Source organism: Pseudomonas sp. FP1742, assembly GCF_030687145.1.
Taxonomy (GTDB): domain Bacteria; phylum Pseudomonadota; class Gammaproteobacteria; order Pseudomonadales; family Pseudomonadaceae; genus Aquipseudomonas; species Aquipseudomonas frederiksbergensis_D.
Genome location: NZ_CP117460.1, coordinates 4,785,694 through 4,806,608, shown reverse-complemented (window position 1 = coordinate 4,806,608; position 20,915 = coordinate 4,785,694). Strand labels below are relative to the sequence as shown.

Sequence of the window (20,915 nt, the reverse complement as noted above, 5' to 3'; positions counted from 1 at the left end):
TTTTATGAAGTTCGCAGAATGCTTTAGGTTAGCATGGGATTTGGCAAGACGCGACCTGCAGGCTAAATACAAAAGATCCTTTCTAGGTGTCTTTTGGATGGTCCTGACACCGCTGTGTTTATTGTTTGTTTATACAGTTGTTTTTGGTGGCATATTAAAAGTAAGTTGGAATGAACCCGGTTCTAATGTGTCCGTTGGTTTTGTGTTGCCGTTTTTTATCGGCTTGTCGATATATTTGCTTGTCTCCGATGTTGTTAACTCGTCTACGGTGGTCTATGCGAGCAAAAGAACTTATGTTGTCAAGTCGCCGTTTCCTTTGTGGGTGATCTGGCTTGCGAATCTCATGCGTGCCTACGTCCACGGTATAATATACGCGACGATGGTGCTGGTTTTATGCATGGCATTTTCTGTGGTTAGCTTGCCTGGGATTGCTTGGGCTTTGATTTTGTTAATGTTGTCTTTGACTATTATTTCCGCGCTTTCTTTGATTTTATCGATGGTTGGCCCTTTTATTGGGGATATCTCAGAGGCAGTCAGGTTGCTGATGCGCGTGCTTTTTTATGCCGCTCCCATCTCATATCCTGTCAGTCTTGCGCCGGAAGCGTATCGTTTCATTCTTTGGCTTAATCCACTGACCGTTATAGTCGAACCTATAAGGGAGGCCTTGGTTTTTGGTAGGGGGCCTTCTCTAATTGTTTTTCTTTCTCTGCTTTCGTCGGCGCTTATTTTAAGTGTTTTTTCTGTTTGGTTGTTTAACAGGATCAAAGGGGTGGTCGCCGATGTTGTCTAATATTGAACGCAATCGCCTGCTTCTTGAAGCATCAAGTATAAGCAAAAGCTACGCAAGTTCCTTGCGACCAATGACTGTCTTTTTCGATGCGTTGCTGAAACGAGCGTCGAAGGGGGTTGGCGGTAAAAAAGTTCTGGATGGCATTGATCTGGAAGTTCGCAGTGGTGAGACGGTTGGGATTATTGGGCGGAATGGTGCCGGTAAGTCAACACTGCTGGGGATTTTGGGAAATGTGATTGAGCCCACTGACGGTCAAGTGTCCCGATATGGCCGTATTGCTACATTGCTCGGGCTCACTGCCGGCTTTAACATGAGTTTCACCGGTAGAGAAAACGCTTATCTTTTTTGCAGTATTCAGGGCATTAACAAGCAAGGCGCTGATCGCAGGATAGCTGACATCATAGCGTTCGCCGATTTAGGTGATTATTTTGATCAGCCTATGCGAACCTATTCGTCGGGTATGCAGTCTCGCCTTGCATTCGCCTGTGCAGTTCATGTTGATGCCGACTTGATCATTATTGATGAGACGTTGGCTGTCGGCGACGCCAGCTTTCGTATGAAATGTTACGACCGTATCAGGGAGATGCGTGATTCGGGGCAGACTTTTCTGTTGGTGACGCACAACCAGAATTTGCTAGCGAATTTTTGTACCCGGGCTGTCGTCATCGAGGGTGGCAAGAAAATCCACGATGGATCCGTCTTTGAGGCCATCGAAGTGTACAAAAGTGTACGAAGCGAACAGCAGCCGAAAGCTCGCTCAATGGGTAAGTCGGAGATCAGTAAGCTTTCATCGACTGCTGAAATGATTAAAGATTTTTCCTTGGAGTATAAGGATCAGGCAAATCAGTATGTGTTCAAGGCTAAGTTTTTAGCTGCGAGTTCAGCGGAGTGTATAGCGTTTAATTTTGGTATCAGGAACAGTTCTGGTATTACTGTATGTGCAATTGATGGGGCGGAGTGCGGTCCACTGCTGCATGATGTGGTTGAAGGGGATGAGTATCACTTGGAGTTTTCATTTAACAATCACTTGCTCGGCGGGAAGTATTTCTTGAGCTATATTGTCAATGAAGTGGTGGGGGATGCCGCCGTGCCACTTGAGATGTCGCAAAACTTTTTTAATTTCGATGTTACTTCGGTGTCAGGCCAAACTGGCATCGTTGACTTGGGCTTGGCCCTTTCCAGTTCGAGGGTGTAAAAATGTCCAGTAATGGTGTTGTGAAAAAAAAGAAGCTTAAGTTCAATGCGTCGCTCGAGTTTCCGCATGTTCCTCCATTTCCCGATATTTTTTTCGAGCGGGTTCCTGTTCTTCATGGCTTTCAAATAGCCATTGCCAATTTTCTCCGAAGTGAAAGGCAGAAAAAGAAAACAAATCCCTGGGGAGATTTCTTCTGGAATAGAGGTGTCCGCAGGCTCTCCAGGTTCAATGCAGTGGAGTGCGGCGTTTTTACGGGTAGCAGTCTTGTGGCGTGCGCAAAGTATGCGCGTGAGAGCGGTATACCTTTTAAAATGCTGGGCTTGGATACATTTAGCGGTCTGCCGCCACTTTCGGATCAAGACAAGCTGTTCGCGCCGGCTGATGCGACTTATCTGAATAAGACTTTATTTACAGAGACGTCTCTTGCAGGGGTTCAAGCTCTGATCGATAGAGCTGATCTGAGTCGCTACGTCGAGTTGCATGAAGGCCTTTTTAGTCACTCGCTACCATTGCTGGAAGAACAGAAATATCACTACGTTAATATCGATTGTGATTTGTTCGAGCCGCACATTGAGTGTTTGGAGTACTTCTATCCTCGTATGGTCAAGGGGGGGGTGATTTTTTTTGATGACTATAATTCTGTAAATTACCCGATGGCAGGAAAGGCTATTGATCAGTTTTTTAAAGATAAGCCTGAAACACTAGCTCAAATCCGATACGGAGATGAAGCACCGAATAGGACGAAAGCATACGTAGTGAAATATTAATGAATATCATTCTTTCGAGGATAAGGCAGTTCTTTTGTTCTTCAAATAAAATAGAAGAAGAAATAACCGTCTCCTTTGGAGAGGGGGTTCAGGTCGCGCCGGATGCTTATTTTGAGGGGTGTCTTTCCAATATCGTAATTGGAAAGCGGGTGGTCATAAAGTCCGGCGCGCGACTTATTTGTACCAACTCGGACTCAACCATTGTTATAGGTGACGGAAGCATACTCCATCCCGGCGCAATCCTGGACACTGGGCCGGGTGGGCGAATAGAGTTGGGTAAATCCAATTCGGTTAACCCATATTGTGTGCTTTATGGTCATGGCGGGCTGAAAACCGGGAATTATGTGCGGATTGCGGCGCATACCGTCGTCATTCCTGCCAATCACATTTTCGATGACTCTACAGTGCCTATTGCCAAGCAGGGCCTCACTCGAAAAGGCATTCAGATGGGCAGTGACATATGGATCGGGACGGGGAGTCGTATCCTGGATGGGGTCACAATCCATGATGGTGCCATAATCGCCGCGGGATCGGTTGTCAATAAAACCGTCGATCGAGGAGCTATCGTGGGCGGTGTGCCTGCAAAAGTGCTCAAATATCGTCATGGCTTTGATCACCCGGATTGACAAAAGCGGTCAGCACTCCGTAGGCCCCCTTTATTCAAAAATAGTTGGTGTGCTAGGTCGGGTGATACCGGCGAGCAGTCCTCGGGGGGGCATCGTCGTCGGTCGGCACCGCCCATCGCGGGTGTTAAAATGCATGTTAGTCGCTCATTAGAGTTCTTGGTCGTTGGTTCTGGCCTTGTCGAGCAAGCTGGTCTGTTTGATGCGTGTCATGATCCCTGGATGAATATCGTCCAGAATGCCTTGCGTCAAAAAAAGCCCGCGAATCGGTATGTGTTCGGTAGAATAAGCAATTATGACTCGCGTTCGGGCTGAGCTTGCCCTGCATGAGCAGACCCTTTGATTCAGGTCGCGAGCGCGATACCACGAATCTGTATCTATTCGTGGTCGCGGGTCGATATATCTCTTTTTCATCAGTTTTTTATTTATTGGCCGGTCCGTTTGTTATTGCATTGACCGAAGGGGCGGGGAAGTGTTCAGAGATGGAAGGTCTTATGGATAGACATCAGATAAACGTAGGCTGGTGCGTTGCCTCACTGTCGCTCGACATGGCCAGCGTGCGCTACCGGGCATTACTTCCTTTGTTGGCACTTGAAGCACAAGGATTTATCTGCAGTCTGTTTACCAGTCAAGGCCCTGTCAATCTTGAAAGTCTTGATGCCCTTGTTGTCGTCAAAGCTTTTTCTGTTGAAAGCCTGGCATTGGTTCAGCGTGCCCGGGCGCTGAGCATACCCGTCATCATCGACCTATGTGACAACGTTTTTGTGCCTGGTTATGGCAAGGGGCCGTTGGGCACGCATGGCGAAATGTTCATCAGAATGGCCCAATTCGCAACTGCTGTTGTGACAACCACTGAACCTTTGTCAGACGTCATAAAGGCCCATGTGCCAGGCGTTGTCGTACACGTCATTCCGGATGGCCTGGCTTCTGAAAGGGTAACGAACGAAGGCCGCAAGCTTGTCGAAGATGCCATGGCGATGGAAAAATCCATGGCTCCCTCCTTGTGGCGCAGCCGGTTCATGAGGCTGTCGAATGAAATCAAGGACTCAGGCGGTATCTACACGCTCAAGCGTTTGCTGAACGTCTTCAAGGGCTTGCTGAAGAAACAATTGCAACGTATCAGGAAAAAGCGTGGCAGGGATGGTTCGATCTCAACCGTTATGGCCATTGCGTGGGTGCCCTTGCGCCCGCTCCGGAGACTAGCAGCGGTCTTCAAAAAGACAACGGTTGTCGCAGTTCCTGCGATCCCAGCTGTTGTTTCAAATGCACCAGCTCCTGATCCGTCGAAAACCATGTATTTGCTGTGGTTCGGTAATCACGGTGCCGATTACGCCGACTTCGGCATGCTCGACTTGCTTCTCATCCAGGATGCACTGGAAGCTATTGCACTGGAGTATCCGGTTGAGCTTGTGGTGATCAGTAACAATGCTGCCAAGTACGAGCGCTTTATCAAGCCGATGGCAATTGCATCACGCTATTTGGAATGGTCGATCAACGTTGTCGACGATTGGATGGCTGTTTCACGGGTTGTTCTGATCCCCAACTCTTGCGACCCGTTCAGCGTCTGCAAGTCCGCCAATCGAACGGTTCATGCCCTGACACGAGGCATTCCCGTCGTCGCTACCGCAACGCCTGCACTGTCGCCGTTGGCCGGCAGCATCATGACCGGTGATTTTTTGCAGGGGCTGCGTCGTTATCTGTCGAGCACCGAAAATGGTCGCCAGGACGTAGCGCTTGCACGGACGCTGATTGAGCAACACTTCAGTTCTGCTGTCATTGGCTCTCTGTGGCAGGATGCGGTGCAATTGGCCATCGCGCAACGCTCCGGTGCAGACTCCTGCGAAGCGGAGGTCGTTGTGGTACTGCATCTGGTCCAGGACCTGGATCTTGCGCTGCCGATCATGCTTGAACTCAAGCAGCGCGAGATAGCGCTGCAAGTGGTGTGCAGCGACGCATTGCTTAAAGCTTCTCCGCGAGTGATGAAAACCCTGTCACTTCATCAGATCAATGTCCGAATAGTATCAGCCACCGAGCCATTGGCTTCATTCCGCCTCAGCTCCCGGACCAGAGTGCTGCTGACGGTATCGGAAACCAATCTCAGTCCTCATCGATTCAGTCGCGCCCTTACCGAAGCGGCGAAGGTCGCCGGCGTCATGACTGCGACCTTGCAACATGGTCTCGAGAATGTGGGCTTGACCTACAGCGACAAGATCCAATCGATAGACCGGATCAATTTCGCCGCCGACAGGATTTACCTTTGGGGCGGGCTGGAAACCTTGCACGCCGATATCAGCCCAGCTACCCGCGCAAAATGCGTTTCGGTTGGCTGCTCCAAGGTGGGCCAGGAAGAAGTTGCCAATCTGGATACGTTGATCGCTCCCGAAGCTTGCGTGGTTGGTGTCTTTGAAAACCTGCATTGGCATCGATACTCCGAAGAATATCGGCAGTTTTTTCTTGCAGGGGTAACTGCGCTGGCGGAACAATTCCCTGCTGTCACCTTTTTGATCAAGCCTCATCATGCGGGGCTGTGGCTGACCTCCCGTTACAAGGGAGACAAGCCCGTCGCCTCGAATCTGATCATCGCCGATCCCAAACAGCCCGAATGGGAGCGATATACCGCTGGCGGGTTGTTGGGTCGAATGAAGGCGGTTATCACCAGTCCTTCTACTGTGGCTCTCGATGCAGCAGCGCGCGGGTTGCCGGTTGCTGTGGTCAAGGGCGATCTCGACACCCAGACCTACGCTCCACTTTACGCCATCGAGCAGATGGCGAACTGGTCCGCGTTCATCGAGCGCGTTCTGGATGAAAGCCAAGTGCCAGAGTTCAAGCACCTTTCCGAGCGTTTTGTAAAACGTATGATCTTGGAAGGCGATGCCGCCGTCCGAATAGTTGACGACTTGGTTTGCTCAACACCACTACATTCCCAGGTAACAAATCAATGACACAGCGTATTTTCATTACCGGCGGTGCCGGCTTTATCGGTAGTCGTCTGGTCAAGGCCCTGCTCAAGGAAGATGCTTCTCGCTCCATTTGGGTCTTCGACAACCTGCACCCTCAGGTCCATGGTGGTGACGCTGTCGACCCTGTCCTGCCGCAGAACGTACGCTTTGTCCGCGGCGATGTCGCCGATGCCCAGGCGCTCATGCAAGCAGTAAGCAAAGCTGATCCGGAGTTGGTGTATCACCTGGCAGCAGAAACCGGTACCGGCCAGTCTTACGATGAGCCGTCTCGTTATTGCTCGGTCAACGTGTTGGGAACAACCCACTTGATCGAGGCGCTTCGTAAGCAAAACAATGTGCGCAAGGTTGTACTGGCGGCATCGCGGGCGGTATACGGTGAGGGCGGTTACGCCGATGCCCGCGGTGTGGAATATGTCGGCTTGCCACGCCAGCCACAGACGATGACCGCTGGTGACTTCACGGTGCCATTGCCGGCAAGTGCGGTGTTACCGGCTCGGCCTATCGCCAGCCACGCGGGTCTGCCGCCGGCACCGGCTTCGGTTTACGCTTCGACAAAACTGATGCAGGAATACCTGCTATGCCAGGCCGGTGACGGCGCGCCGTGGGATGCGACCATTCTGCGTTTCCAGAATGTCTACGGTCCTGGCCAGTCCTTGCGTAACCCCTATACCGGCGTATTGTCGATCTTCGCTCGTCAACTGCTTGCCGGTGGCGAACTGGCGATTTTCGAAGACGGCGATATTGCCCGTGATTTCGTTTTTGTGGATGACATCGTGGACGCGTTGGTCAAGGCGAACAATGCCAACGTTGCCCACGGCACTATTCTCGATATTGGTAGCGGCGAGCCGGTCTCGATCCTTGAAATGGCCAGAATGCTGATGCGCAATCTGGGCGTGAGCGACACCTCTTATAAAATCACCGGCCAGTTCCGGATCGGTGATATTCGCTATGCGTGCGCCAACATTACCGCCGCCCGGGCCGCTTTGAACTGGAGCCCGAATGTCAGCATTCAGTCGGGCGTAGAGCGTCTTGCCGAATGGGCGAAGGTAGAATTCAAGAACGCTAACGTTTAAGAGGGGTTTTCGAATGGTTCATGACGATGAAGTGATACGGGTATATGTGGGTGTTGATCGCTCGCAGCTGTTAGCCGTTCCCGTCCTCGAGTATTCGATCAAGCGACATACCACGGCCAAGGTTGAAGTCATCCCGATGCTTGACCTTCCGGTACCTGAGCCGTTAGACCCGCGTAACGGTCAGCGCACCGGGTTTTCCTTCAGTCGTTTCTGCATTCCCAAGCTCAGCGGCTACAAGGGTAAGGCGATCTATATGGACGCCGACATGCTGGTGTTTCGTGATATCCGCGAACTGTGGAACATTCCGTTCGATGGCGCGAAAATCATCATCCAGCAGGAAGTAAAGTTCACTGACGAGTCGACCCAGAAAGTTGGCGCCCCGAAAACCCGCAAGAAGCAGTGCGCCGTAATGCTGCTTGATTGTGAGCGCCTGGACTGGGACGTTGAAACCATCGTGCGTGGCATGGATGAAGGGCGTTATGACTACGACCAGCTCATGTCACAACTGATCATTCTGGACGAAGAGCACGTCAAGTACGGTGTGCCGTTCGAATGGAACAGCCTGGAGCACTGGGACACGGACACTCGGTTGATCCACTACACTGACGTCTATACCCAGCCTTGGTCCGCTTGCGGCAACAAGAACGCTTGGCCATGGTTTGCTGAAGTGCGGATGATGCTGGCGGACGGGACATTGACCGAAGCAGCCATCCAGAAGGAAATCGACCTCGGTTACTTCAGGCCTTCACTGCTGCGCGACATCAAATATCGCCATTTTATTCCATCGTTCCTGCACGGCCTGTGGGACAAGAAAAATGCGGCTACCGACAAACTGTCGGGCTACATTCCGCACAAGGCTGTTTATGAAGCCAAGCGCCATCGTCAACAAGTGATCAAGGCGTATGAGGCCAAACTGCAGGCCGAGCAAGGTTCGGGTGATCAGAAGGCTTCCAACGCATGATTGCGTTTCTCAAGTCGCTATTCAGACCGCGTGCTACCGGAGCGTCGAGTGATTTCGACGTTTTCCAGGCAGGCAACCCGAATGGCCTGAACATTCTGATTTTTACCGAGAATGTGAATGCCACCTATTTCATCAGTTTCGATCTTCCCTTGCGCGAGATGCATCGCCGGGGGGAAGTGAACTTTGCCGTTGTTTCCCAGAACCTTGTCGCGCGAAAGGGGGATGGGTGCTGGAAGCAATGGAGTGATTCGTTCAATCCGGATCTGGTCGTCATTACTCGATACGGTCAGCCATTTGGCGCCGATATTGTCGATTACTTCAAAGCGCAGAACATTCCGGTTGTCTATCACATCGACGATAACCTGTTGGAAATTCCCCATTCGCTAGGTGCGGAGATCCAGAAGCGCCAAGGCGCCCAAGACGTTATCGACGCGCGTCGATATCTGCTCGCCCACTGTGATCTTATCTACGCATCCACTTCTCATCTGGCAGGTCTGCTGGGCGGGATGTACCCCCACCAACCTATTTTTCACGGCATGTATGCGCCGTTTATGGGGGAGCGGGTCACTATTGTCCGGCAGGAGCGTTCGTATCAGACGATAGGTTACATGGGGTCCAAGGGGCATCAGGAAGACCTGGACATGGTTGTGCCGGCACTTGAGCGTCTGCTCGACGAAAGGCCCGAGCTGCATTTTGAGGTGTTCGGTACCATCCAGATGCCCGAGCGCCTCGTGCGCTTCGGCGACAGGGTTAAGAGCCACAAGGTCAATAAAGCTTACGCGGAGTTTCTTTCCGTGCTGGCCGGTTTGAACTGGGACATCGGCCTGGCACCTCTGGTCAACGAAGATTTTAACCTGTGCAAGGCGCCGACGAAGTTCATCGAATACACGGCGGCAGGAATTTCTGTCATGGCATCGGACATCCCAGTGTACAGCAAGGTAATTCCGGACGGTGGCGGAGTGCTGGTGAATGAGGAATGGCATGATGCGCTGATACGGTCTCTTGATTCGCCACAGTCGCGGGAGCAGGCACTGAAGATTGCTCAAGCCTACTGTACTGAACAGTTCTCGATCGACAAGCTTGAACGGCAATTGATCAAGGTTTTTGACATGGCCCATAGCTGTAGGCGTTAGTGTCTGTAAGGCGTGCACAGGCGTTATAAATACGGCTGTTCAAAAAATAAATAAATGATGTGGAATTAACTGGCGATGTTATTCAACTCCATAGAATATGTAATTTTGCTGGGGATCACCCTGGCTTTTTACTGGTTGTGCCCATCATTGCGCGGCCGGCAATGGATCGTGCTGCTGTCCAGCTTGTATTTCTACATGAGCTGGAGCAAAGAGTTCGGCTTCATGTTGCTGGTGGTTATCGCGGTCAACTGGCTTATTGCCGGCAAGGTCTCGGCCACCAAAGCGCGTGGTTGGCTGATTCTTTCGTGTGTGCTGAATCTCGCCTTGTTGTGTTACTTCAAGTATATGAATTTCTTTCTGGAGAATATTGAGTACGTCGCCAGGCTCAAGGATCCTTCGTTTGAAATAGGTTTGCTGAAGGTGATCCTGCCGCTCGGCATTTCGTTCTATGTTTTCGAATTGATTTCCTATCAGGTCGATGTCTATCAAGGGAAATTCAAGCACGAGAAAAACCCGGTCGTTTTCGCTATTTTCGTGTTGTTTTTTCCACACCTCATCGCCGGTCCTATCTGTCGGGCAAGCCAGTTCATGCCTCAGATACACGTGAAGCAACGACTGGACGGCGCTCATTGCTATAACGGTCTCTACTATTTTATCGCCGGCCTGGCACTCAAGTGCGGGATCGCTGACGGCATAGCTCCCTTTATCAATGTGATATTTAAGGCGCCGGACCAGTATTCCGGGCTCGACAATCTTTTCGCGGTTATCGGGTTTGGCGTACAGATCCTGTGCGACTTCTGGGGCTACTCGCTCATGGCCCTGGGGGCGGCGTTGCTTTTCGGTTACGTGCTGCCTTACAACTTCAATGCCCCCTACTCATCGTTGTCCATCAAGGACTTCTGGCGCCGCTGGCACATCACCCTGAGTAACTGGTTGAGGGATTACCTTTACATTGCGCTAGGTGGCTCGCGCACCCAAGCCAAATGGAAAATTCAACGAAACCTGATTCTCACTATGTTGCTGGGTGGATTGTGGCATGGCGCTAGTTGGAACTTCATCATCTGGGGCGGTTTGCACGGCGGTGCGCTGGCGATTAATCGCTGGTTTGAGAATAGCGGTTTGCCCTTGTCGTTGAAGCGAGTGCTGCAATGGGGGCCGGTCGCGTGGTTGTTGACCATGACGGTAGTTTTTGTCGCGTGGATATTTTTCCGTGCTGCCAATGTCGGTGAGGCAATGATGATGCTCGAGCACATCGTTGTTCCCGCCTCGGGCTGGGCTCAAACGAAGCTTGCGCCATTGTTTTTCGAGTTATTGCTCCTTTACCTGCCACTGCAATGGTTCGTTCACCGCACGACCTATCAGCGTGATATTACGAACGCCTTTCCCTGGCAGGCGGCATGCGGCTTTGCCTCGTTGGCACTTTTCTCTTACATCTATTATGTAGACGGCAATGACTTCATATACTTTCAATTCTAAAAGCTTGAGGTTGACGCGAGCCAGCCTGCTCAAGTTATACGTACTGACGGCTGTATTGGTGGTCATTGGGTTTGTTGGTCTGGAAGTTACCGTTCGTTATCGTGAGGCCCTCAAACAACCGGATGTTATGCAAAGTGCTTCGGCGCTGATCATGGCGCTGCCGAACATGACAATATCGGGGCGTGAACTTGGCAATCAATTGTTGATTCAGAATGTTGCCTTGTTCAGCCAGTATCCCGATCCGGCTGAGGTGACCTCTGGCTACGTCGGTACTTCACGCAGCAAGGTGCTGCGTCCCAGCAAATTTGGTGTGCCCGATGCGGTCGTGGGGGCCGGAAACACATACAACGAAATTACTTATGGGTTGTTGCTTCAGGCAGAAATCCTACGCTTGAAGTTTCCAAATTTGAAGCGGGTTTACGTCGAAGCTTCTTTTTTGTTGCGACGTCCCGGCAGGTTAATTGTCGAGCCTGACCATCTTAAGTACCTCCCGTTATTTAAAACTCTGGCGCCCTTGTGCTCAAGCGATGTGCCTGGTTGCCAGCAGGTGTTTGCTGAGGCTGGCAAGCTGACCAATACCTCAACGGCAAGCTGGAAACCGGAGATGCGTCGGCACAAAAGCGAATTTCGATTCTCGTCCTTCTTGCCGGGGGCGCAGGAGTCGATGCCCGTCAAAGCTGATCCTTTGCTCGGAAAACTTGAGGCAAACGGCGAGAAAAAGGGGCAATTCAGGGCGCTGACTGAAAAGGCCGAAATGCTGCCTGAAGTGACTAATGACAATATCAAGGTTCAACGCCTGAGGGATATTTCGAGCAACGCCCCGTGGGATGGTTTGTTTGACATGTTTGCCTTATGGGGACGTGATCATGGTATCCAGATCGTGTTGTTTCAACCGCCGGTACGCTCGGATCTCTATGCATTCCAGGTCAAGTATGGTCTTCAGCAGCATGTTGACGACCTAATACGTGTTTCCACGAAGTATCGGATTCCCTTTGTCGATCTCGATAAGCCGGAGCTGGGTTACATGACGGACTGGAGCCTGTTCAGTGATGAGGATCATATGGAAACGTGTTTCGGCAGCGGTTTGCTTGTTTTGGCACTTGAGGCCGGCGCCAGTCGGTTTGAACAGCACTATGATCTCTATCCTGCGATAGAGCGGTCGGACCTAGAGCGTGATCACAAACTCCTGAAAGAGTGTAGAAAGTAGGACGTATGAATGATTGAAACGCCGAATGATTGGATTGTGGATTTGGCGCCATGTTGTATTGAATGCTTTTTTAATTTGTAGTTTTGCAAGGTGTTGTGAGAATGCTAAATCGGTACGCTGTAGCACCTGTACGGGTTTTTGTAGCCGCCACTCCGGCGGAATGGCTGCCCATGCGGGTGCTGGAGTTCTCGATCCGGGAGTGTTCCTCCCTGCCGGTCGAGCTGTCGGCTATTTATAGCCATCAGCGGCCAATCCCTCAGCCCAAAGGTATTGAGAACCGGGCTCGTACGCCTTTTTCCTTCCAGCGATTCCTCATTCCAGAGTTGTGTCAGTTTAAGGGGCGAGCCATTTACATGGACGCCGACATGCAAGTCTTTGAGGACATTGAAGGACTTTGGAATCAGCCGTTCGGCGATAATCATCTGCTGACGGTGGCAAGCGGCACCGAGGGACGCCGTTCGCAATTCAGCGTCATGGTCCTGGACTGTGAGCAGTTGGCTTGGAATATCGAAGACATCGTTGCGGATCTGGACAGTGGGGCGCTTGAGTACCGCGCATTGATGTTCGAGATGAGCGTCACGAAACAGGTTGGCTACTCGGTGCCGGTGACGTGGAACTCTCTAGAGCACTACTCGGCCGGACAGACGTCGTTGCTGCATTACACCGACATGAACACTCAGCCATGGGTGTCTCTGGAGAATCCCAATGGCCATGTCTGGATGGCATGCCTTAGAAGAGCCGTCGAAAGCGGTTTTATCAGCCGTGCCGAGGTCGCCAGGGAGGTTGACCAGCATCATGTAAGGCCTACGCTTTTGGCTCAACTCGACGCGGGCATAGATCGTACATCTGAGTTGAGCGTCACTGCGGTGATTCGTGATCTTACGTTTCAGGCGCCTTATCACAAGCTGGGCAAGAAATGGTTGGGGCGACTCAGAACTCGTACGTTGTATTACGTACGTCTGTGCCGATACATCATTAAAAAATTGTGATCGGCGCGAGCAGCACTTTTTTGAAAAGGGCACCTTGTGTCGGTGCCCGCTGTGTCGCCTTAAATCTTGTTCAGGCAGATGGCCAGAATGAGGCTGATGTTACCGGCCAGGGTTTGGCGATAAACACCTGACTTTTTCATGAGGCGAAACCTCTTGAAGATGGAGCTTTGCCGCCCATGTTTGAAGTCATTCAATGTCTGCCGATTCACGGGTGTCAGTTCCCCTTCAAGTAACTCAAGGATTTGCAGGTTTGAATCACTCCAGCGGCTGAAGCGTCCGTCGATCAACTTGCCGAGACGTATCATGCGTTCTTTGAAGCCGGAGTTGGCACCGATGACATTGCCACCGTGCTGGCGATAGTCCAGCGTCGGTTCTGAATCGTAGATAACGTTTCCACCGCAGGCTGTCGTCAAAAGATAGGTAAGCCAATCGTGCGCGACAACGGTCATGGCGTGGGGGATTTTGTTCAAGAGGTCCCGTGCTGCGCTATTGAGGAGCATCGTATTGGCACCGGCAATGCTTTGGATCAGCGCATTCTGGAAGACAGGGGGCCGTTTGAAGTCAGGTGAAAAACCAATGATTTTCCGGTCTTCATCGATCAGGCGAGTGCGGGAGCAGTACAGAGCCGGCAGATGGGGGGGCAGTGACTCCAATTTTCGGATACTTCTTTCCAGCTTGTTATTGAACCAGATATCGTCCTGATCGCTGAATGCAAAAAAGTCCGCCTTTATATTCTCGTTTCTTACCAGCGACATGAAGTTTTCAGCAAAACCTGCGCGCGGACCACTGAACACTTGTATGCGTTGTGAGTTGATCAGGTCCTGGTAATTTTCCAGCAGTGCAAGCGTTCCATCGGTAGAGCCATCATCAGAAATGTATAGCGTCCATTTGTGATGTGTCTGGGCTATGAAAGAGTCAATTTGCTCTTTGAGAAATGTGCAGCCATTAAACGTACACAGCAGTATCGCTACTTCAGGGGCTGTCGGTGAACTCCTTGAGTTTTCGACGAATAGCTCAGCGTCTGATCTACCGGACAGGGGCGGTTGCTGGTCCATGCGTCCTCGCATCATGAGTTAAAAAATGTATTGTCAGTGCGTAAAAAAGACTGATGCCTACTTGACATCATCCTGGATGATAGAATCGGCATCGGGGATGCGCACAGGGCGTGCATTTTATCTGTCTGGAAGGTTTAATCTCTACTCTTTTACGCTCTACTAGAGACTAGAGTGAATGCGTGAAGCGTGCCCGGGCACCGGCGCCTGCTTCATTTGTCGAAGGAATTGTTCTGTGACTGTGGTGCAATCCCTGCTTGGCTTGGACTAACTGAGATCAAAATGGAAGGAAGGGGAATGGACAAACTGCGGATATTCCTTTTGGGAATGCCTCGCCAGAGAAAGCGCCTGATTCAGGTGATCATGGACGTGTTCCTGGTCTGGATCTCGCTGTGGGGTTCGTTCGTGGTTCGTTTGGGTATAGACGATCTGCTTGAGCCTCTGAGGGCTCACCTGTGGTTGTTTCTTTGCGCGCCAGTGATTGCGATCCCTCTGTTCATTCGGTTTGGCATGTATCGGGCAGTCATGCGCTACTTTGGCAATGATGCATTGATTGCCATTATCAAGGCGGTTAGCCTTTCTGCGCTCATTTTGGCAGTGGTCGTTTTCTGGTACAGCAACCACCAAACCGTCGTCCCACGCTCCATTGTCTTCAACTACTGGTGGTTGAGCATGGTGATCATCGGCGGCCTGCGCTTATGCATGCGCCAATACTTCATGGGCGACTGGTTCACCGCCGCCCAGCACGTACCGTTCACCAACCGCGATGACGGCCTCACAAAAGTCGCCATCTACGGCGCAGGCGTGGCAGGCAACCAGTTAGTAGCTGCGTTGCGCATGGGCCGGGTGATGCGCCCCGTAGCCTTCATCGACGACGACTCCAGCATCGCCGATCGCTCTATCTCCGGCCTCCAGGTCTACAAACCCAAACACATCCAGCAGATGATCGACGTCACCGGCGCCCAGGAAATCCTCCTGGCCCTGCCGTCATCCACCCGCGCACGACGCCGGGAAATTCTCAATTTGCTGGAGGCTTACCCCCTTCACGTACGAAGCGTCCCGAACTTCACCGATCTGGCCAGCGGTCGGGTCAAGGTTGAAGACATTCAGGAAGTGGACATCGCTGACTTGCTGGGCCGTGATGCCGTGCCAGCCCAAGCTGATTTGCTCGAGCGCTGCATCAAAGGCAAGACAGTCATGGTCACTGGCGCCGGCGGATCGATCGGTTCGGAACTATGCCGGCAGATTTTCTCCCTTGGCCCGACCACGCTTTTGCTGTTTGAGCACAGTGAGTTCAACCTCTACAGCATCCTGTCGGAATTGGAGCAGCGCGGCTGTCGTGAGTCGGTGTCGGTCAAGTTATTGCCCATACTCGGCTCAATTCGTCACCCGCACAAACTGCTCGATGTGATGAAGACCTGGCGTGTGGATACCGTTTATCACGCAGCGGCTTATAAGCATGTGCCGATGGTTGAGCACAATATCGCTGAAGGCGTGCTCAACAATGTCATCGGTACGCTCAATACCGCTCAGGCTGCCCTGCAGTCGGGGGTCGCGAACTTCGTGCTGATCTCCACCGACAAGGCCGTACGCCCGACCAACATCATGGGCAGCACCAAACGCCTGGCGGAGTTGACCCTTCAAGCCCTCAGCCGTGAAATCGCCCCGGTGTTGTTCGGCGATAAAGCCAATGTATCCCGGGTCAACAAAACCCGTTTCACCATGGTGCGTTTCGGCAATGTGCTGGGATCGTCCGGCTCAGTGATCCCGCTGTTCCACAGCCAGATCAAATCCGGCGGCCCTCTGACCGTGACGCACCCGAAAATCACCCGTTACTTCATGACCATCCCCGAAGCCGCGCAACTGGTGATTCAGGCCGGTTCCATGGGGCAGGGCGGTGATGTGTTCGTGCTGGACATGGGCGAACCGGTAAGGATCGTCGAGCTCGCGGAAAAAATGATTCACCTGTCCGGCTTGAGCATCCGTTCCGAGCGAAATCCCCAGGGCGATATTTCGATCGAGTTTACGGGCCTGCGTCCGGGAGAGAAGCTCTACGAAGAGTTGCTGATCGGGGATAACGTCGCTGCGACGCCACATCCGATGATCATGACCGCCAACGAAGACCATCTGCCCTGGGACGTGCTCAAGGGGCGTTTGACTGAGCTGTTGTTGGCGGTCGAGCAGGACGATTATTCCCGTGTGCGCCAGCTCTTGCGCGAAACGGTCAGTGGCTACACCCCCGACGGGGAGATCGTTGACTGGATCCACCAGCAACGCCGTCTCGAGCCCTGATTGTTTCACATCCTGTAACGGACACATTTTTGACAGCTCCGCCCCATCGCCTAAGTTTGGAAGGCAGCTTCGGAAAAGCTGCTTCTTCCAATCGATGTCATGGAGCTTCATTTATGCGTACTGGCTATTTCTACTCTCTGGTTTTTGCCCTGCTCACCAGCGCCTCTATTGCGGCCATCGCTGCGCCAACGGCTGCGCCAGAGGCTGCCAAGGCACCCTTGGTGCTGGACGTTGCCGCCAAGGCTCAAACGGCCAAGGTCGACCTGAATGGGGCCGACGCGCCAACCTTGCAACGGGAGTTGTCCGGGATTGGTGAGGCGAAGGCCAAGGCGATTGTTGCTTATCGTGAGAGTAATGGGCCATTTTCGTCGGTAGACGAACTGTTGGAAGTGAAGGGGATCGGCAAAGCCATTCTGGACAAGAATCGCGAGAAGCTGGAAGTGAACTAAGCTTGTAAATCCACCTTGGGAGGCCGGTCATTGACCGGCCTTTTTTCATAGTGCTGCAGAGGACGATCGGACACCTTTCATCGGGATGCGAAAAATTACGGCTATCATATGGTGTTTTAATTATGCCTATAATAAAACCGTCGTTCGCTGAAGCGCTCTTACGTCGTGGCGTTCGCCTTTCCTCAAGCATCCACTCGGGAGCACTGTCATGAATTCTGTCCGGACCCAAGGTACGGCCCTCGTCACCGGCGCTTCTTCCGGCATTGGTGCGGTTTACGCGCAGCGGTTGGCGGCGCGTGGTTTTGATTTATTGCTGGTCGCCCGTGATCAGGAGCGACTGGAGGCTACCGCGAGCAAGTTGCGCGCGGAGTATGGTGTTCAGGTGGAGGTGCTCAAGGCGGATCTGACGCAAAAGGATGAGGTGCTGAAGGTCGAGCAACGTCTGCGCAGCGATTCGAGCATCAGTCTGTTACTGAACAACGCAGGTATCGCGGCGGATGGTTTGTTGGCCAACGCCGACATGGATCAGATGGAGCGTTTGATTCAACTGAACGTCACCACGGTGACGCGGTTGGCCTCGGCGGCGGCAGCCAGTTTTGCCAAGGCGGGTCGCGGGACGATCATCAATATTGCGTCGGTGGTGGCGTTGTTTCCTGAGCGGTTCAACGCGACGTACAGCGCGAGCAAAGCTTATGTATTGAGCCTGACTCAGTCGTTGAACGCTGAGCTGCAAGGCACCGGGGTCCAGGTGCAAGCGGTATTGCCGGGAGTGACACGCACCGAGATTTTGGAGCGCTCAGGTATTGATGCGTCCCAGATTCCGGAGGACATGATCATGGACGCGGGGGAGATGGTCGACGCGGCGCTGTCGGGTCTGGATCAGGGTGAACTGATCACCATTCCTTCGTTACCGAATGTCTCCGAATGGGAAGCTTTTATGGCGGCGCGTCATGCGATGGCGCCGAATCTGTCCAGAAGCATGGCAGCGGCGCGTTACAAGTGAGGCGCCATGAATCGACTGAGGTATTTGCGCTATGAGTAATCGTCGGGTGGTGGTCACGGGCATGGGCCTGGTGTGTCCGTTGGGTAGCGGCGTCGAAGCGGTTTGGGCGCGTTTGTTGGCCGGACATTCCGGGATACGAGGATTGCCGGACGAGGTGGTTGCCGATTTGCCGGCCAAGGTCGGTGGCGCAGTGCAAACCCTGGCGGAAGATCCCGAGGCAGGATTCGACCCGGATCGGGCGACGCCGCCCAAAGAACAGAAGAAGATGGACCGTTTCATTCTGTTTGCCATGGAGGCGGCGCGTCAGGCATTGGAGCAGGCCAATTGGCATCCGCAAGACGCCAATGCCCAGGAGCGCACGGCTACCATTATCGGCTCGGGCGTGGGTGGTTTCGGTGCGATTGCCGACGCCGTGCGCACCACCGACAGCCGTGGCCCGCGACGTTTGTCGCCGTTTACCATTCCTTCGTTTCTGGTCAACCTCGCCGCGGGCCATGTGTCGATCCAGCACGTTTTCAAGGGGCCTTTGGGAGCTCCGGTAACGGCGTGCGCGGCCGGGGTTCAGGCGATTGGTGACGCGGCGCGGCTGATTCGCTGCGGCGAGGCGGACATTGCGGTGTGTGGCGGCGCGGAGGCGGCAATCGATCGGGTCAGCCTCGCCGGATTCGCGGCGGCGCGGGCCTTGTCCAGCGGTTACAACGATACCCCGGAACGCGCCTCGCGGCCGTTCGACAGTGGGCGCGATGGCTTTGTGATGGGCGAGGGCTCAGGCCTTCTGGTGATTGAATCCCTGGAACATGCCCTGGCCCGTGGCGCTCAGCCGTTGGCCGAGTTGGTCGGTTATGGCACCAGCGCCGATGCCTATCACCTGACCGCGGGGCCGGAGGATGGCAGCGGTGCGCGTCGGGCGATGTCGTTGGCGTTGGCTCAGGCAGGGATTTCGCCGGCGCAGGTGCAGCATCTCAACGCGCACGCCACCTCGACACCGGTTGGCGATCTTGGGGAATTGGCAGCCATCAAGTCGTTGTTCGGCTCGGACAACAAGATCGCGGTGACGTCGACCAAGTCCGCGACCGGGCATTTGCTCGGCGCCGCCGGCGGGATCGAGGCGATCTTTACCCTGTTGGCACTGCGCGATCAGGTGGTGCCAGCCACGCTCAACTTCGATAACCCGGATCCAGCCGCCCAAGGCGTGGACATCGTTCACGGTCAGGCGCGACCAATGAACATCGACTACGCGATGTCCAACGGTTTCGGATTTGGCGGCGTGAACGCCAGCGTATTGTTCAAATACTGGGAGGACTAGTTCAGGAAAGACAGGTGATGGCACGAATAGTGATTACTCATTCGCAGACGATTGTTGAACAATCAAGAGGCGTTGAGTATGAGCAGCGGACTGTCCCTGGCCGACCACATCACATTGGAGTTGCGCGCTGACATCATCGGCGGTCGTTTGCTGCCCGGCATGGCGCTGGTGGAAAACGATCTGGTGTCGGCTTACAACGCCTCGCGCAACACCATTCGCGAGGCGTTGCACCGTCTGGGGCAGGAAGGGCTGACCCGTTATGTCCGCAACAAGGGCGTGATGGTGCGCAGGTTGGGAGCCGATGATGTGCGTGATCTGTTCAAGGTCCGGCGCACCCTGGAACTGCAAGCCATCAGCACCAGCCAGCCATTGCGTGAGTATCAGTCCGACCGGATGCTCGAAGCCCTGGAGGCCACCGAGCTGGCCCGGGAGCGCGAGGACTGGCGCGCGGTCGGCACCCACAGCCTGGCCTTTCATCAACACATCGTCGGGTTGCTGCGCAGCCCGCTGTTCGATGAGTTCTTCACCAACGTTGTCGCGCAATTGCGTCTAGTGTTTTGCACCGCCCCCGATGAATCCCGTTTTCAGGCGCCCTGGCTGGCACGCGACCGGCAAATACATGAGTTGCTGGCCGACGGCGATAAACGCGCGGCCGGGGATGCCATGAGCCTTTATCTCGACGACTCCGAACACCTCCTGTTGCAGATGCTTGCCCCTTCTTCCCATCACTGATCGAGGATTTTGTGCCATGTACAAAGACTATCCGGCGGCCTATCAAGTCAGCAAAGGTTCGGCCTTGCAGGTGGATACAGCCTTCTACGAACGGATCCGCGACCAGAAAGAGGGGCGCACGCTGATCGAGCAGTTCGAGGTGCCGATCCGCACCGGTCGCGCCTGGAATGTGCCGGCGGGGCATGTGTTCAGGGTCACGACCCCGGTCGGCCCGCAAGTCGGGGATTTCAATGTGTGGAATGCCCACGACCCGCGCGAACGCTTGTGGGCTGCGCGGACCCGGCAGTTGCAGGGCGCGCATGTCAGCACCCATGACCGGCTCTGGTCGAACCTGCCCTTTTTACGACCGCTGGTGACCATTACCGACGACAGCCTAGCGGGTTACGGAATCGACGAACATGGCGGGCGTTTGCACGATTTGTTAGGCACCCGCTGCGATCCCTATGTGAACAAAATGCTCACGGGCGAGGATTTCCATCATCACTGCCACTCCAATCTGACTCGCGCAGTATTGCCCCATGGCCTGACCGAGTTTGACGTGCATGACGTGCTGAACATTTTCCAGTGCACCGGCCTGAACCACGACGACATGTATTTCATGAAAGCCTGTCCGGCGCAGAAAGGCGATTACCTGGAGTTCTTTGCCGAGATTGATCTTTTGTGTGCGCTATCGACCTGCCCGGGCGGCGATCTGTCGCTGGCCATGTGGGGGCCGGATGCGCAGGATCCGTTGAGCGTGTGTCGCCCGCTGGGAGTGGAGATTTACCGGTTGGAGGATTCGTTGCTTGAGGGCTGGAGTCAGCCGGAGCGTGCGGCTTATAAAGGACAGCACGGATTGCACATCGCCAAGGCCGATTGGGAAAAGTGAGGGGCTTTTGTGGCGAGGGGGCTTGCCCCCGTTCGGCTG

18 protein-coding genes are annotated in these 20,915 nt (G+C 53.7%); 17 read left to right on the top strand and 1 reads right to left on the bottom strand.

From position 1 onward, the window contains the following. Window positions 1-4: 4 nt before the first annotated feature. From PSH64_RS21755 to PSH64_RS21705, 11 genes are all read left to right on the top strand, one after another. Complete coding sequence (locus PSH64_RS21755; RefSeq protein WP_305478656.1) at window positions 5-790, top strand: ABC transporter permease; 786 nt, start codon at window positions 5-7, stop codon at window positions 788-790. Then, a complete protein-coding gene (locus tag PSH64_RS21750) occupies window positions 780-1,985 on the top strand; it encodes an ABC transporter ATP-binding protein (protein WP_305478655.1) in 1,206 nt (401 codons plus the stop codon). Before PSH64_RS21755 ends, PSH64_RS21750 begins: the two co-directional genes overlap by 11 nt. A 2-nt stretch (window positions 1,986-1,987) precedes the next feature. Continuing rightward, a complete protein-coding gene (locus PSH64_RS21745; RefSeq protein ID WP_305478654.1) occupies window positions 1,988-2,752 on the top strand; it encodes a TylF/MycF/NovP-related O-methyltransferase in 765 nt (254 codons plus the stop codon). After that, a complete protein-coding gene (locus PSH64_RS21740) occupies window positions 2,752-3,378 on the top strand; it encodes an acyltransferase (protein WP_305478653.1) in 627 nt (208 codons plus the stop codon). Before PSH64_RS21745 ends, PSH64_RS21740 begins: the two co-directional genes overlap by 1 nt. 323 nt (window positions 3,379-3,701) lie before the next feature. Beyond that, the gene (locus tag PSH64_RS21735) at window positions 3,702-6,317 is read left to right on the top strand and encodes a glycosyltransferase (protein ID WP_305478652.1); all 2,616 of its coding nucleotides are present in this window, start codon (window positions 3,702-3,704) and stop codon (window positions 6,315-6,317) included. Beyond that, window positions 6,314-7,408: an NAD(P)-dependent oxidoreductase gene (locus PSH64_RS21730; protein ID WP_305478651.1), complete on the top strand. Its 1,095-nt coding sequence runs from the start codon at window positions 6,314-6,316 to the stop codon at window positions 7,406-7,408. The genes PSH64_RS21735 and PSH64_RS21730 overlap by 4 nt, the downstream gene beginning before the upstream one ends. Window positions 7,409-7,421: 13 nt before the next feature. After that, a complete protein-coding gene (locus tag PSH64_RS21725; RefSeq protein ID WP_305478650.1) occupies window positions 7,422-8,369 on the top strand; it encodes a glycosyltransferase in 948 nt (315 codons plus the stop codon). Continuing rightward, window positions 8,366-9,502, top strand: coding sequence for a glycosyltransferase (locus PSH64_RS21720; protein ID WP_305478649.1), 1,137 nt, complete (start codon window positions 8,366-8,368; stop codon window positions 9,500-9,502). Before PSH64_RS21725 ends, PSH64_RS21720 begins: the two co-directional genes overlap by 4 nt. A 75-nt stretch (window positions 9,503-9,577) precedes the next feature. After that, window positions 9,578-10,978: an MBOAT family protein gene (locus PSH64_RS21715; protein WP_305478648.1), complete on the top strand. Its 1,401-nt coding sequence runs from the start codon at window positions 9,578-9,580 to the stop codon at window positions 10,976-10,978. Then, the gene (locus PSH64_RS21710; protein WP_305478647.1) at window positions 10,953-12,185 is read left to right on the top strand and encodes a hypothetical protein; all 1,233 of its coding nucleotides are present in this window, start codon (window positions 10,953-10,955) and stop codon (window positions 12,183-12,185) included. The genes PSH64_RS21715 and PSH64_RS21710 overlap by 26 nt, the downstream gene beginning before the upstream one ends. Window positions 12,186-12,355: 170 nt before the next feature. After that, the gene (locus PSH64_RS21705) at window positions 12,356-13,174 is read left to right on the top strand and encodes a glycosyltransferase (protein WP_305478646.1); all 819 of its coding nucleotides are present in this window, start codon (window positions 12,356-12,358) and stop codon (window positions 13,172-13,174) included. A gap of 59 nt (window positions 13,175-13,233) precedes the next feature. Here the strand turns inward: PSH64_RS21705 and PSH64_RS21700 are convergent, their stop codons facing one another. Further along, window positions 13,234-14,229 carry a glycosyltransferase family 2 protein gene (locus PSH64_RS21700; protein ID WP_305478645.1) on the bottom strand — a complete coding sequence of 332 codons (996 nt, stop codon included), beginning with the start codon at window positions 14,227-14,229 and terminating at the stop codon, window positions 13,234-13,236. Between the two features lie 294 nt (window positions 14,230-14,523). Between PSH64_RS21700 and PSH64_RS21695 the strand changes: the two genes are divergently transcribed. The 6 genes from PSH64_RS21695 to PSH64_RS21670 all read left to right on the top strand — a co-directional run bounded on the left by PSH64_RS21695 (window position 14,524) and on the right by PSH64_RS21670 (window position 20,876). After that, window positions 14,524-16,518 carry a nucleoside-diphosphate sugar epimerase/dehydratase gene (locus tag PSH64_RS21695; protein WP_305478644.1) on the top strand — a complete coding sequence of 665 codons (1,995 nt, stop codon included), beginning with the start codon at window positions 14,524-14,526 and terminating at the stop codon, window positions 16,516-16,518. Between the two features lie 113 nt (window positions 16,519-16,631). Then, window positions 16,632-16,967 carry a helix-hairpin-helix domain-containing protein gene (locus tag PSH64_RS21690; RefSeq protein WP_105343202.1) on the top strand — a complete coding sequence of 112 codons (336 nt, stop codon included), beginning with the start codon at window positions 16,632-16,634 and terminating at the stop codon, window positions 16,965-16,967. 208 nt (window positions 16,968-17,175) lie between these two features. Continuing rightward, a complete protein-coding gene (locus tag PSH64_RS21685) occupies window positions 17,176-17,970 on the top strand; it encodes an SDR family oxidoreductase (protein WP_105343205.1) in 795 nt (264 codons plus the stop codon). A 31-nt stretch (window positions 17,971-18,001) separates the two neighbouring features. After that, window positions 18,002-19,276: a beta-ketoacyl-ACP synthase II gene (gene fabF, locus PSH64_RS21680; protein ID WP_305478643.1), complete on the top strand. Its 1,275-nt coding sequence runs from the start codon at window positions 18,002-18,004 to the stop codon at window positions 19,274-19,276. A 78-nt stretch (window positions 19,277-19,354) separates the two neighbouring features. After that, entirely contained in the window at window positions 19,355-20,008 is a 654-nt protein-coding gene (locus tag PSH64_RS21675) for a GntR family transcriptional regulator (protein ID WP_105343210.1), read from the top strand. A 16-nt stretch (window positions 20,009-20,024) separates the two neighbouring features. After that, complete coding sequence (locus tag PSH64_RS21670) at window positions 20,025-20,876, top strand: DUF1989 domain-containing protein (RefSeq protein WP_105343213.1); 852 nt, start codon at window positions 20,025-20,027, stop codon at window positions 20,874-20,876. The last annotated feature ends 39 nt before the right edge of the window (window positions 20,877-20,915 follow it).

Bases quoted from the DNA above. Each gene is read 5' to 3' on its own strand.
- PSH64_RS21695 (WP_305478644.1), top strand. From the start codon at position 14,524: ATGGACAAACTGCGGATATTCCTTTTGGGAATGCCTCGCCAGAGAAAG.
- PSH64_RS21685 (WP_105343205.1), top strand. From the start codon at position 17,176: ATGAATTCTGTCCGGACCCAAGGTACGGCCCTCGTCACCGGCGCTTCT.
- PSH64_RS21715 (WP_305478648.1), top strand. From the start codon at position 9,578: ATGTTATTCAACTCCATAGAATATGTAATTTTGCTGGGGATCACCCTG.
- PSH64_RS21755 (WP_305478656.1), top strand. From the start codon at position 5: ATGAAGTTCGCAGAATGCTTTAGGTTAGCATGGGATTTGGCAAGACGC.
- PSH64_RS21705 (WP_305478646.1), top strand. From the start codon at position 12,356: ATGCGGGTGCTGGAGTTCTCGATCCGGGAGTGTTCCTCCCTGCCGGTC.
- PSH64_RS21670 (WP_105343213.1), top strand. From the start codon at position 20,025: ATGTACAAAGACTATCCGGCGGCCTATCAAGTCAGCAAAGGTTCGGCC.
- PSH64_RS21745 (WP_305478654.1), top strand. From the start codon at position 1,988: ATGTCCAGTAATGGTGTTGTGAAAAAAAAGAAGCTTAAGTTCAATGCG.
- PSH64_RS21675 (WP_105343210.1), top strand. From the start codon at position 19,355: ATGAGCAGCGGACTGTCCCTGGCCGACCACATCACATTGGAGTTGCGC.
- PSH64_RS21740 (WP_305478653.1), top strand. From the start codon at position 2,752: ATGAATATCATTCTTTCGAGGATAAGGCAGTTCTTTTGTTCTTCAAAT.
- PSH64_RS21730 (WP_305478651.1), top strand. From the start codon at position 6,314: ATGACACAGCGTATTTTCATTACCGGCGGTGCCGGCTTTATCGGTAGT.
- PSH64_RS21735 (WP_305478652.1), top strand. From the start codon at position 3,702: ATGAGCAGACCCTTTGATTCAGGTCGCGAGCGCGATACCACGAATCTG.
- PSH64_RS21700 (WP_305478645.1), bottom strand. From the start codon at position 14,229: ATGGACCAGCAACCGCCCCTGTCCGGTAGATCAGACGCTGAGCTATTC.
- PSH64_RS21750 (WP_305478655.1), top strand. From the start codon at position 780: ATGTTGTCTAATATTGAACGCAATCGCCTGCTTCTTGAAGCATCAAGT.
- PSH64_RS21720 (WP_305478649.1), top strand. From the start codon at position 8,366: ATGATTGCGTTTCTCAAGTCGCTATTCAGACCGCGTGCTACCGGAGCG.
- PSH64_RS21710 (WP_305478647.1), top strand. From the start codon at position 10,953: ATGACTTCATATACTTTCAATTCTAAAAGCTTGAGGTTGACGCGAGCC.
- fabF (WP_305478643.1), top strand. From the start codon at position 18,002: ATGAGTAATCGTCGGGTGGTGGTCACGGGCATGGGCCTGGTGTGTCCG.
- PSH64_RS21725 (WP_305478650.1), top strand. From the start codon at position 7,422: ATGGTTCATGACGATGAAGTGATACGGGTATATGTGGGTGTTGATCGC.
- PSH64_RS21690 (WP_105343202.1), top strand. From the start codon at position 16,632: ATGCGTACTGGCTATTTCTACTCTCTGGTTTTTGCCCTGCTCACCAGC.